Origin of the sequence: Lentilactobacillus rapi DSM 19907 = JCM 15042, from assembly GCF_001436255.1 — a bacterium.
GTDB lineage: Bacteria > Bacillota > Bacilli > Lactobacillales > Lactobacillaceae > Lentilactobacillus > Lentilactobacillus rapi.
Window position 1 is genome coordinate 1 of sequence record NZ_AZEI01000054.1, and the last position, 12,461, is coordinate 12,461.

Here is a 12,461-nt window from a genome sequence, read left to right on the forward strand (position 1 = left end):
GTTATGTGCCTGAAAATTATTAAATATTATCTCCAACTATTGGGGTTCACTTCATTCAAAACTGAACTGAATGCATTACTTTTTTGGCTTAAATGGCAAAGATCAGCCATTTGTCACAATTTTTATCAATATAAGAATGGCAAGCCCAGTTACATTTATCAACACCTTGCCGTCTAATCTTAGATTGTTTTTACCTAAAAATTCAGCTATCATTTACTTCAAAGTCGCAGCAATCAGCAGCATCATCGGTCGCCGCAATTCATCGCGCATTTCCTGGCTATCGGCCAACATTTGCTTGGTCGGGGTGGGTTCAACCACCCGATTGAGCGTAAAGCCTTGATCTAGCAAAGTATTCAAATACGTTGTCAGCGTTCGATGATATTTAACAACCGGGTAACCCAAAAAGTCCGTCACCCGTTTGCCCTCATCAAAATAATGGTCAACCGGCCAATATTTGTGCTGGCTAGCTGAGCCGTTTGAACCATCAACCCACTCTTCATGACCTTCGGCTGTAAACACCGGGTGCTCGACACTCATGATCAATTGACCACCACGCTGGAGTTTTGCCCGAATTTTGGCGATCAAGCCTGCATAATCGGCAACGTAGTGAATGGCCAATGAACTGATAATGACATCAAACTGGCCGTCAAGTTGGTCCATTGCCAGCATATCCAACACTTGGTACTGAATGTTGGCCTGATCGGTCATCGACTGAGCCGTTTGAATCATTTTGGTTGACGCATCAATCCCAACGACTGAGTCAGCCCCATGATCAGCGGCATAGCGGCAATGCCACCCGTAGACGCAACCGAGATCCAGAACCCGTTTCTCGTGAAAGTCGGGCAGCAGCTTCTTTAATTCATGCCATTCACCAGCAGCCTTTAAGCCACCTTTTGAGCGGGCCATATTGCTATATGCTTTAAAGAATGCGTCATTATCATAAATATCCGTCATCACAATCTCCCATTGACACTCAATCAGGTTCAGCCATTAACGATACAACTCAGGCCGTCGATCAGCAAATACTGGCATAAAGCCTCTGGCATCATCGGTTTCGCCGGTTTCAATCGTGAAAGTTTTCAGTTGAGGCTGATCATTTAAGCTCACTAATTCATCGCCCAGCGGATTATAAATGCCGGAATGGCCGCCAAAGGGATTGTCAGGATCACTGCCAACCCGGTTAACGGCAACCACAAAGCTCTGATTCTCGATAGCCCGCGCTGCTAGTAATCGCCGCCATTGATTCATTCGGTCAGTCGGCCATTCAGCAGGCACAAAAATAATCCGGCTATCATCCAAACTGAGTGTCCGCAGCCACTCGGGGAAACGAATGTCGTAGCAGATAACACTGGTGGCATTGATGCCCTTAACTTGAAAGTGATCTTCCTCGTGGCCAGCAGCCAAATATTTGTCTTCATTCATGAGGCCAAATAAATGAACCTTGTCATATGAGGTCAGCAAATTCCCATCTGGGCCAAATATATAGGTCGTATTATAAAAGGCCCCATGTTGGGCAGTCGATACCGAGCCGCCGTGAATCGTGATTTGGTATTTTTCTGCCAACTGGGCTAACAACGCCTGAGTTCGCTCACCATTTTTGTCAGCAACTTCCTCAAGTCTAGTTAAATCATAACCGGTATTCCACATCTCAGGAAACACCACAATATCGGCGTTGTCCTGAGCGGCCTGTTTAACGGCCGGTTCAATCTGGGCAAAATTTTTATCCGGATCGCCAAAATCAATATCAAGTTGTGCGAGTGAAATGGTTATTTTCATTTAGATGCCTCCTACTGCTTTTTGCAATAGTATAGCACTATTCAAAAACTTTCAGTTATTCAGATCATTGCTGTAAGCGCTGTCAAAATTCCAAAAATAATTCCCGGAAAGTTTGCGATAATCACTCGCCAGTCTTTTTGCGGTTTCAACCAGCCGTACCCCACCCATAGTGCCGCATTGATTGCCGCAAAGATCGGTTGTGCTGGTGACACCGGATGCCCGTTTAAGTTCGCGAGTATTTGACCAATATACGATACATACATGACCAGGCAAGCCACGGTGGCAAAATCACCGACAACTTTAACTTCTGCTAACCGATTAACCTCTTTCTTGACTCTCATCGAAAACACTCCCCCACTACCATTTTTAATCCCAATTAGAAATTTCATCGCCATTTATTAACCTGCAAACGAATCCCTGACTCGCGTTCAGATTTTGTGTTGACAAAGGATTGGAATCGGATACAATACAAGTTGAGTAAACGCTTACGCAAATAATAACAAGTTGCTTTCTTTTTGTCAAAAAAATAAATCAGAGGAGAACAGGCACATGCGAAAATGGTGGGAAAATGCAGTCATTTATCAGGTTTATCCAAGGAGTTTTCAAGACAGCGATAATGATGGGATTGGGGATTTACAGGGCATTATCAATCGATTGCCCTACATCAAAAAGCTGGGAGCCGACGTCATCTGGTTAAACCCCGTTTACCGATCACCCGACCGGGACAATGGCTATGACGTCAGCGATTACGAAGACATCCAGCCAGTATTTGGCAATATGCAAGTCTTCGATACCCTCTTAGCCAAAGCGCATCAATTGGGGATTAAGCTCGTCATGGACTTGGTTGTCAATCACAGTTCAGACCAGCAGAAATGGTTCGTTGAGTCCAAAAAATCTCAAGATAATCCTTACCACGATTACTATATTTGGGTTGACGGCAAGCCTGGAAAGTTACCAAATAATTGGGGGTCCTATTTCAGTGGCCCAGCTTGGACTTATGATCAGAAGCTCGGCCAGTACTACATGCATTTATTTGCCAAGGAACAGCCTGAGCTGAACTGGCGCAATCCAGACATGCGCCAAGCTGTCTATAAAATGATGCGTTGGTGGCTTGATAAGGGGATTGACGGCTTTCGGATGGATTCAATCGGTCTGCTGGACAAACCAGATGGCTATCCGGATGCCCCCAACCCGGGTCATGCCCTGTATGCGGACGCCCAACCAATCGTTGCGGACGGAAAACGCCTAGACAGCTATCTCAAGGAAATGAACCAAGAAGTCCTCAGCAAATACGATGTTGTTTCGATTGGCGAAATGATCGGTTCAAAACTTGAAGATGCCAAGCGCTACACAGGACGCGACAACCACGAACTCGATATGATTTTTCAATTTGAACACGTCACCCTGACGCCTAATCCAGACAAGCGGCTTGGGAAATGGAATGATGCGCCGGTGAAATTAACCGACCTGAAGAAGTCACTCTCCAGATGGCAAACCGGCCTCAATCAGACCGGCTGGAATAGTCTTTACTGGAATAACCACGACCAACCGCGGGCGGTTTCCCGCTTTGGGAATGACTCGGAAAAGTATCGGGTTATTTCTGCTAAGATGTTGGCGCTCACCCTGCATCTGCTAAAAGGCACGCCTTATATCTATCAAGGCGAAGAATTGGGCATGACCAACTGCCACTACACGGATATTTCCCAGTATCAAGATCTAGAATCGGTCAACGCGTTTTCGGAATTGGTCAACCAGGAAAAGATTGTTGATCAAGCTACGATGCTCAAATATTTGGCTGCGATGTCCCGGGATAACGCCCGAACGCCAATGCAGTGGGATACCTCAACTAACGCTGGCTTCAGTCAAGGTACCCCTTGGATGGCGGTTAATCCTAATTACCAAACGATCAACGCGGCCGATCAAGTGAATGATCCCGATTCGGTCTTCGGGTTCTATCAGCAGCTAATCAAACTACGCCATTCATCTGATTTGGTGGTTTATGGTGATTATCAAGAACTCGATCCAGCTGATGATCAGGTTTTTGCCTATCGACGAGAATACCAAGGCCAGAAGCTGTTGGTAATCAGTAACTTTACCACTGATACTTTAAAACGGGATTATGGCCAAACGGGTGCAGATCAATTGGTGATTTCAAACTATCACGATGATCAGCTGGTCGAACTCCGGCCATATGAAGCTAAGGCATATCTGCTGAATGAGTGAGATTGGGACGAAAGGCGATTTGATTCCAGAATTTAAGCCCAAAAAGTAATGCATTCTGGTTTTGGAATGCATTACTTTTTGGGTTTAAATGGCGGGGATCAGCCGTTAGTCGCAAGTTTTATCAATATCAAAATGGCAAGCTAAGTTGCATTTATAAATACTTTTCCGACTAATGCCCCAGCCACGTGGTTTGCCGTTCTTCAATTTTAAATGGTATCTTTGTGACGTTACCTTGGTTCTTAGGAGTTGCTAATTCAGAGACAGCTTGCGTCCCCATCAGTCTAAAATTCTGCGTCACACTGGTCATTTTCGGTCGGCTTTGATCACACAACTCGGTGCCGTCAATGCTCATCAACCCAATTTCTGCCGGCACAGGGACTTTGAGGTCGTGAAAGCCGTTTAATAAACCGAGCGAAACCTCATCACTGGCGCCAATAATCGCGTCAACCTGCTGATGCTCATGGTAGTAGGTCGCCGCATCTAGGCCAGCCTGATAGCTGAAATTTCCAGGATACACCAGCCCGGCATCATAAGGAATCTTAGCTTCTTGGAGCGCTTGCTGGTAGCCCTGGTGCCGTTGTAGGCCAACATAATCCTCAGTGACGTTCATCCCCGCTAAGCCAATCGTTCGATAGCCCTTCTCAATTAGAAATCGAGTTGCTTGATAGCCGATCTGAAAATCATCAGAGGACACGTAAGCAATCTCATTTTCAGTGGCGGAACCCACCACTTGGGCTTGAATATTGGCCTTGCGCAAAATGTCAATAATCGCTTGGCTTGGTTGAATTGACAAAAACAGCAAGCCAAACACCCGCCGTTCAATCATATCCCGGACAATTTTTGTGAGGCTTTGTTCATCCTCACGCTTGCCAATCATAATAATGACGTCCAACTGATCGGCAGTAGCCTGAGCCATAATCCCTTTCAGTAATGATTCATTAAAGTGTGTCTCTAGATCTGTGTAAACCACGCCAAAAGTATTACTCGTCTGCCGGGCCAAGTCGGAAGCCGAACGATTTTTATAATAACCGATGTCCGCGGCAATTCGCCTCACTCGTTTAGCAGTGGCTTCACTATAGCGCCCGCGGCCGTTTAAGATTCTTGAAACTGAAGCCGCTGATAATCCCGCGATTTTTGCGATGTCGGCAATTTTTGCTTTCAAGTTGATCGCTCCAATCTCATTATTTTCTTGCTGTTGTGATCATTATACAATAGCCGTGATCGCAGCTACCAACCCAAAGATGACCCCGGGCACATCGGCAACAATCAAAATCCAATCGCGTTTAGGTTTAACCCAACCATAAGCAACCCATAAAGCCGCATTGATGGCCGCGCAAAACGGCTGGATAAATGACGTTGGATTACCGTTCAAATTTTGCACGATTTCTCCTATGTATGAAATGTACATGATCATGTTGGCAATTGTCGCAATATCGCCAACGATCCTGTCCTCACTTAAAATATGTTTATTGGTGTGTACTGAATGGCCGCCTGGGTGGCTCAACTGATTTTGCACTAAATTCCCTCCATTGATTTTCACTAACTGTTTCCTATACATTCCGTGATACCACTTCTATATAAGGAAAGCTAGTCGATTTGGAGGTTATACCTCACGATTTGGCGGATCAATTCGGCGGGTAACGGCTTGTTGACGGGAAGTTTGATGGCTCCTTTACTCGTTTGATATTTCGTTAACTGAGTGGCAAATTTGACAATCGCTTTAGACCCCGGATAAATGCCCAAGTGATGTTTGAAATTGGCAAAGTGGATAATATTTCTGTGAAAGTAAAAGGTTGGCATCCCATACGATATTTTTTCAGTGGTATTTTTTGGCATTTCTGTGGCAATGATTTGATACAGTTCATTAAGTTGAGACTGCCGGTCTACCGGCTGTTTGGTGATGTAATCTTTGATGATCTTTTCCATTTTCGGCACCCTCTCTAATCATGATTGAAAATCATTTAATTAAAATCTGTTGACAATCTAATTATAAAGCTCTAATATACAAAGCAACAATTAATTCGTCCATAAAACCGATGAAGTGGAGATCAAGATTATTGTGCACGCACAGAGAGCTGCCGTTGATGAGAGTGCAGCCGAACGCAGGTAATTAAATGGACCACTGAGGGTTTTCCCGAAAGTTCTCGAGTACGGAAAAACGTGTTGGCATACGTCAGTTGTCGGAGGGATGTTAGTCTCTCGCTAAGCGTAATTAATTGGGGAACTTAATAGATGATTTTTATCTACCCTGATTAATTGAACTAAGGTGGCACCGCGGAATAATCCGTCCTTAACTTGTATAAAGTTATGGGCGGATTTTTTTGTAGCCAGAGCGTGACGAGAACCGGGAGATGTGGCCTCTAAGGTACCTTTGGTTTAAACCCCGGTTCTGGGGTTGAATCAAAGATACCTTAGAAGTTAGCATCTGGTTCGTCGGAACACGTTTTAGCTAGATAACATTCAACCAATCAACTACCTTGGAGGTTCCTCAGATGAACACTAAAGAAATTAAACGATGGCGATTCACAAACTGAATTTCAATCAATATAAAATCAGACACTTATACTAGGACAGCTTCGTAAAGCAATAATCTGCATATAAGCACCTTCTGCAAAAATCCAAAACCAGGATTTCTGCAGAAGGAGACTTATATTCCGATTATTCCCGCTTTACTCCGCTCACTACACTAGGACAGCTCCGTAAAGCAGAAGTCTGCATGTAAGCACCACCGAGAAAAATTCCAGAACCGGGAATTTCCCTCGGCGGAGACTTACACTCCGACTTCTAACCGCTTTACTCCGCTCACTAAAAATTGGAGGCACATATCATGATCAAACAAGCCATTGAAAAAGTTGTTAACCACGAAGATTTAACCTTTGCTGAAAGCCAAACCGTACTCGATGAAATTATGAACGGCGAAACTTCCGAAATTGAAACTGCCAGTCTTTTGACTGCTTTAACTGCTAAAAACCCAACCATCGACGAAATCGCCGGGGCTGCATCATCGATGAGAAACCATGCATTGAAATTCCCCGCTACCAAAGATGTCTTAGAAATTGTTGGAACCGGTGGTGATCACGCCAACACCTTCAACATTTCAACCACCAGCGCTATCGTCGTTGCCGCAACTGGTACCAAGGTTGCCAAGCATGGTAACCGGGCCGCTTCATCCAAGAGCGGTGCCGCTGATGTCTTTGAAGCCCTTGGCCTAGACATCAACGAAGATCCCGCTACCAGCTTTGACAGCTTGAAAGCAAACAACCTCTGCTTCTTATTTGCTCAGGAATACCACAAGTCCATGAAGTACGTTGCCCCAGTTCGCAAGCAATTAGGCATCCGCACCATCTTCAACATCTTAGGGCCACTAGCTAATCCAGCCCACCCCACTCGCCAACTTCTCGGCGTTTATGATGAAGACCTGCTTGAACCGTTAGCCAACGTCCTCAAGAAGTTAGGCGTTAAAAATGCCATGGTGATCCACGGCCGTGATGGCTTGGATGAAATGACAGTTGCAGACGAAACTGCCGTCGTTGAATTAAAAGATGGCAAATTAACCAAGTATGTCTTAACTCCAGAACAATTTGGCTTCAAGCGAGCTAACCGCCAAGACCTGGTTGGCGGCACGCCTGATGACAACGGTCAAATTACCCGCGACATTCTGGCTGGCAAGAAGGGGCCTAAGCGTGACATCGTCCTATTAAACGCCGGTTCCGCCCTACACCTCGCTCACCCAGAACTTTCAATTCAAGAAGGAATCGACTTAGCTGCCAAGACAATCGACACCGGCAAAGCCCAAGCAGAATTAAACAGCTTGATTGCCTTTTCAAACAAGCGCAAGGACGTGGTGGCATGATCCTCGACGATTTAGTCACCGCAACCAAGGCGAGGCTTGCTCAACATGAAGCGCAACTTCCGCTGAATCAGTTAAAGCAGCAGGTTGCCCAACTTCCAGCCAGCAGCAAGCCCGATTTTCTGAGCATCCTGAAACAGCCCGGTTTGCACGTCATCTCCGAAGTTAAAAAATCCTCCCCTTCTAAGGGAACGATCGTTACTGACTTTCCATACTTGCAAATTGCCAAGGCTTACGATGCTGCTGGGGCCGACGCCATTTCGGTGTTAACCGAACCCGATTATTTCAATGGGCGGCTCAACTACCTGAAAGAGATCAGCCAAGCAGTCTCAGCACCAACTTTACGCAAGGATTTCACCATTGATCCTTACATGATTTACGAAGCCAAGGCTAATGGGGCCTCAATCATCTTACTAATCGTTGCCATCGTGGACGACCAACAGCTCAAAGAATACCGTAAATTAGCCGAAAGCCTCGGCATGCAGGCGATTGTTGAAGCGTACACCGCTGATGAAGTAACCCGCGCATTGAAGTCTGGCGCCAAGATCGTCGGCATCAACAACCGGAATCTCAAAGATTTCCACGTTGATTTTAATAACAGTCTCAAGCTCAAAGCAATGGTCCCAGAATCCATCCCGGTCATTGCCGAGAGTGGGATCAAAACTCAGGCGGACGTTGCTCAATTAGCTGCTGCCGGCTTCAACGGCATCCTCATGGGAGAAACCCTAATGAGATCCGCCAATAAACAAGCATTAATCAAGTCGTTCAAGGAGGCTTAACAATGGTCAAGGTTAAAATTTGTGGCTTAATGCGCCTTCAAGATATTCAAGCAGTGAATGCGGCTGAAGCTGATTTTGCCGGCTTCGTGTTTGCCCCAAGTCGGCACCAGATTTCGTTGACAACGGCATTGCAGTTACGCCAGCATCTGAATCGTAACATTCCAACCGTTGGCGTCTTTGTCAATGAATCAGCCGACGATATCTTAGCCAGCTACCATGCGGGGGCCATCGATATTGCCCAACTCCATGGGAAAAGTACCCCGGCAGAAATTGCCAGGCTCCAAGCTACCGGCCTCAAAGTCATTCAAGTTTTTGAACGACAATCCATCGATTTAACGTCCCAAGCAGACTATCTGATGGTCGACAGCGGCAAAGGCAGTGGGCAAGTACTCAACTGGCAGGCAATCCCCGAAATTGACCGACCGCTTATTTTAGCCGGTGGTCTAACCCCTACCAATGTCAATCAAGCCGTTAGCATCGTCCACCCAGATATTGTCGATGTTTCCAGCGGCGTTGAAACTAACCAATTAAAAGATCCAACTAAAATCACTGAATTCATAAAAAATGCGAAAGAGGAAGTTGTGCTATGACAAAATTAAAAGAAGAAACAAAAGATAACCGCGCTGGCATTTATGCCGGTACATATGGCGGCCAATACATTCCAGAAACATTGATGACTGAATTGGAAAAGGTCGACAAAGCCTTCCATACATTGAAAGATGATCCAGATTTTAAGGCCGAATTGCATGACTTGCTCGTCAACTATGCCAACCGCCCATCATTGCTCTACTACGCTAAAAATATGACAGAAGACCTCGGTGGCGCCAAGATTTATCTCAAACGTGAAGATTTAAACCACACTGGTGCTCACAAGATTAACAACGTCATTGGCCAAGCCTTGTTGGCAAAGCATCTCGGCAAGAAACGTTTGATCGCCGAAACCGGTGCCGGCCAACATGGTGTTGCCACTGCCACGATTGCTGCATTGTTTGGCATGGAATGTGAAATTTTCATGGGCAAGGAAGATACCGACCGCCAAAAATTAAACGTTTACCGAATGGAACTCTTAGGAGCAAAAGTTCATCCCGTAACCACCGGTTCAATGGTGCTGAAAGATGCTATTAACGCGGCCTTGCAAGAATGGGCAACCCGTTCCGAGGACACTTTCTACGTCATGGGTTCAGCTGTGGGTCCTTACCCCTTCCCAGAAATGGTCAAACATTTCCAAAGCGTCATCAGTAAAGAATCAAAGGTTCAGTTGAAGGCCAAAGAAAACACCCTGCCCGACATGGTTGTTGCCTGTGTTGGTGGCGGTAGTAACGCCATTGGTAGTTTTGCCGACTACATCGACGATCCCAGCGTTAAATTAGTTGGGGTGGAAGCCGCTGGTAAAGGCGTTAACACCGATAAAACCGCCGCAACCATTGAACGCGGGTCAGTTGGGATCTTCCATGGCATGAAATCATTATTCCTTCAAAATGACGATGGCCAGATCAACCCAGTTTACTCAATTTCAGCAGGATTGGATTATCCGGGCGTTGGTCCTGAACACGCTGCCCTCGCCAAAGAAGGCCGGGCTCAATACGTTGGCATCACTGACGACGAATCCGTTCAAGCCTTCGAATACATCGCTAAAGAAGAAGGGATTGTTGCCGCCATTGAAAGCTGCCACGCCATTGCCTACGTTGAAAAGGTTGCCCCAACCATGACTAAGGACCAAATCATCGTCTGCACCCTCTCTGGACGGGGTGACAAAGACGTTGCCAGCATCGCCAAATATAAAGGAGTCGATATTGATGAGTAATCTCGCTAACATTTTTAAAAACCATAAAGCTTTCATTCCATTTGTCGTTGCTGACGATCCCGATTTTGACACGACGGTTGCCAACATCGTTGCGTTAGCTGAAGGTGGCGCTGACATCGTTGAAGTTGGCATCCCCTTTTCCGACCCAATCGCCGACGGCCCCGTCATCCAATCGGCAGATCTACGAGCGTTTGCGGCAGGGGTTCGAACCAAGACCGTCTTTGAAATTGTAGAAGCAGCTAGGAAACAAACCGACGTGCCAATTGTCTTTTTAACTTATTTAAATATCGTCTTCAAATATGGTTACGAAGCTTTCTGTAAAAAGTGTCACGAATTAGCCATCTCTGGCCTCGTTATTCCCGACATGCCATATGAAAGTAAAGCCGAGATCATGCCGGCTGCCAACAAATACGGCATCGATATTATTCCATTAATTACACCAACGTCTGGTCACCGGATCGAAAAAATTGCCAAGGATGCTAGCGGCTTCATCTACGTCGTCTCATCACTGGGAATCACGGGTGAACGGAACGAATTCTTCAATGGCTTGAAGGATCTGGTTGCCGAAATCAAGCAATATACCGACGTGCCAACCGCAATCGGCTTTGGTGTCCATACACCGGAACAGGCCAAAGAAATGGCCACCATTGCCGATGGCGTGATCATCGGTAGTGCCATTGTTGATATCGTTGATAAGCAAAAGCAAAATGCTCCTGAAGCGGTTGAGAAATTTACGAAATCGATTCGGAGCGCAATTAATGAAAGTAATACCAGAAAAGCAACTGTTTGATGAATCAATGTAAAGGAGTCCCAGATAGAAATCCTGGTTGGATTTTTATCTGGGGCTCCTTTATATTCTATGACAGCTGCTTTGATGAATTTAATCTATCGATCGTTGAATCCAATCACCATCAGCCCATTTCAACGCGTCCCGGCAATCAGTTCCCGCTGGGCTCGGGCAATTCGTAACAACAACTTTGCTTCGGCGGGATTATCAGCCTGATTCGCAAACTTTTGCAGCAAGCCATCATTGACATGGGCATCGGTAATTTTCCCGGATTCATCCTGAATGGTTTTAGCTTTTTTACCAATCTTACCAGCCAGCTTGGGAGCAAAGTCGGCGAAATACGTAGCGGAATATCTTAACGTTTTCGCTTTTTTACGGATTTGGTGTACCCGGAGATAGTCGTTAAAATCCAGTCGCTGATATTTGCGAACGACTTTGTCACCGCGCCGCTTCAGTTCACGAAATACATATTGATTCCAATTGGTGGTCCGATCGAATGCTAAGAACGCCAAGTGTCGCTTCACATTATCCAAATCGGCAACCAATTGATGTTGAACATCGTCGGTCAGGACTCGCTGCATTTCCGCATCCCGCTTGGCATGAAAATCTTGAAACAGGTTTTGATAATCACTCCCACTATCTGGATGGGCATAAGCAAAATCACCAGCCTGGGCAATCAGCACATCTAATTCTCGCAGTGGACCAAAGATCATTGCGGCAGCACTGAGTGTCTGATCGATGTCTTCAAACGTCGTCCGAGGGATTTCCCGCTTCAAAAATTTGAACAATCCGCGTAAAGTTCGAATTGCCACCCGTAAATCATGGACGCGATCTGCCGAATATGGATTGTTTCGGAACCGGTTTAATTCCGTTTGAATTAAATTAAATTGTTGGGCTAAAATAGGCTGAACTGATTTCATTATTTTGCCTCTTCTCTTTTACGAAGTCCTGTCGTAGAATAACAGCTGGTTGTCTTTTCTTCTATTATATATTGGTTAGGCAGACTTATATATAAACACGTGAATTTTATTGCAGAATAGTTCATAATGGAATTTATCGGTTTGCTAAAACAATCCATTTATGGCTTGTATTTTTCCATATCGAGCAGTAACATAGTTCGGTACCTAATTAAGCAACAAATAATGATTCAAAAAGAACCTGGAAGGAGTCCCAACATGCTGAAAATTGCTAAGAAACTGTTTGAGATCTAAATTGAGTTTTGGTATACTTTTGCAAAAAAGG

General features: G+C 45.5%; 13 protein-coding genes and 1 other annotated feature. Of the genes, 6 read left to right on the plus strand and 7 right to left on the minus strand.

Annotated elements, in window-relative coordinates:
* Nucleotides 1–213: 213 nt before the first annotated feature.
* From FD12_RS06790 to FD12_RS06800, 3 genes are read right to left on the minus strand one after another with little or no spacing between them, the layout of a single operon-like run.
* Complete coding sequence (locus FD12_RS06790) at nt 214–954, minus strand: class I SAM-dependent methyltransferase (RefSeq protein ID WP_056982286.1); 741 nt, start codon at nt 952–954, stop codon at nt 214–216.
* A gap of 36 nt (nt 955–990) precedes the next feature.
* A complete protein-coding gene (locus FD12_RS06795; protein WP_056982287.1) occupies nt 991–1,776 on the minus strand; it encodes a carbon-nitrogen family hydrolase in 786 nt (261 codons plus the stop codon).
* 59 nt (nt 1,777–1,835) lie between these two features.
* The gene (locus FD12_RS06800; protein ID WP_056982298.1) at nt 1,836–2,117 is read right to left on the minus strand and encodes a hypothetical protein; all 282 of its coding nucleotides are present in this window, start codon (nt 2,115–2,117) and stop codon (nt 1,836–1,838) included.
* A 208-nt stretch (nt 2,118–2,325) separates the two neighbouring features.
* Between FD12_RS06800 and FD12_RS06805 the strand changes: the two genes are divergently transcribed.
* Complete coding sequence (locus tag FD12_RS06805) at nt 2,326–3,999, plus strand: glycoside hydrolase family 13 protein (RefSeq protein WP_056982288.1); 1,674 nt, start codon at nt 2,326–2,328, stop codon at nt 3,997–3,999.
* Nucleotides 4,000–4,168: 169 nt separating this feature from the next.
* On the opposite strand, the gene FD12_RS06810 is transcribed toward FD12_RS06805, so the two are convergent.
* The 3 genes from FD12_RS06810 to FD12_RS06820 all read right to left on the minus strand — a co-directional run bounded on the left by FD12_RS06810 (nt 4,169) and on the right by FD12_RS06820 (nt 5,925).
* On the minus strand, nt 4,169–5,161 hold the full coding sequence (locus FD12_RS06810) for a LacI family DNA-binding transcriptional regulator (RefSeq protein ID WP_056982289.1): 993 nt from the start codon (nt 5,159–5,161) through the stop codon (nt 4,169–4,171).
* Between the two features lie 42 nt (nt 5,162–5,203).
* Nucleotides 5,204–5,515 carry a SemiSWEET family transporter gene (locus FD12_RS06815; RefSeq protein WP_054749004.1) on the minus strand — a complete coding sequence of 104 codons (312 nt, stop codon included), beginning with the start codon at nt 5,513–5,515 and terminating at the stop codon, nt 5,204–5,206.
* A gap of 71 nt (nt 5,516–5,586) precedes the next feature.
* Complete coding sequence (locus tag FD12_RS06820) at nt 5,587–5,925, minus strand: iron chaperone (protein ID WP_056982291.1); 339 nt, start codon at nt 5,923–5,925, stop codon at nt 5,587–5,589.
* A gap of 101 nt (nt 5,926–6,026) precedes the next feature.
* Nucleotides 6,027–6,294 (plus strand) — a binding site (T-box leader).
* Nucleotides 6,295–6,826: 532 nt separating this feature from the next.
* Between FD12_RS06820 and trpD the strand changes: the two genes are divergently transcribed.
* From trpD to trpA, 5 genes are read left to right on the plus strand one after another with little or no spacing between them, the layout of a single operon-like run.
* Nucleotides 6,827–7,852 (plus strand): anthranilate phosphoribosyltransferase, encoded by a 1,026-nt coding sequence (gene trpD / locus FD12_RS06825; RefSeq protein ID WP_054749003.1) that lies wholly within the window; start codon nt 6,827–6,829, stop codon nt 7,850–7,852.
* Nucleotides 7,849–8,628: an indole-3-glycerol phosphate synthase TrpC gene (trpC, locus tag FD12_RS06830; protein ID WP_056982292.1), complete on the plus strand. Its 780-nt coding sequence runs from the start codon at nt 7,849–7,851 to the stop codon at nt 8,626–8,628. Before trpD ends, trpC begins: the two co-directional genes overlap by 4 nt.
* A 2-nt stretch (nt 8,629–8,630) precedes the next feature.
* Complete coding sequence (locus FD12_RS06835; RefSeq protein ID WP_056982293.1) at nt 8,631–9,218, plus strand: phosphoribosylanthranilate isomerase; 588 nt, start codon at nt 8,631–8,633, stop codon at nt 9,216–9,218.
* Nucleotides 9,215–10,432 (plus strand): tryptophan synthase subunit beta, encoded by a 1,218-nt coding sequence (trpB, locus tag FD12_RS06840; protein WP_054749005.1) that lies wholly within the window; start codon nt 9,215–9,217, stop codon nt 10,430–10,432. The genes FD12_RS06835 and trpB overlap by 4 nt, the downstream gene beginning before the upstream one ends.
* Nucleotides 10,425–11,222 (plus strand): tryptophan synthase subunit alpha, encoded by a 798-nt coding sequence (gene trpA, locus FD12_RS06845; protein ID WP_056982294.1) that lies wholly within the window; start codon nt 10,425–10,427, stop codon nt 11,220–11,222. Before trpB ends, trpA begins: the two co-directional genes overlap by 8 nt.
* A 131-nt stretch (nt 11,223–11,353) precedes the next feature.
* On the opposite strand, the gene FD12_RS06850 is transcribed toward trpA, so the two are convergent.
* Nucleotides 11,354–12,139 carry a CHAD domain-containing protein gene (locus FD12_RS06850; RefSeq protein WP_056982295.1) on the minus strand — a complete coding sequence of 262 codons (786 nt, stop codon included), beginning with the start codon at nt 12,137–12,139 and terminating at the stop codon, nt 11,354–11,356.
* Nucleotides 12,140–12,461: the final 322 nt, after the last annotated feature.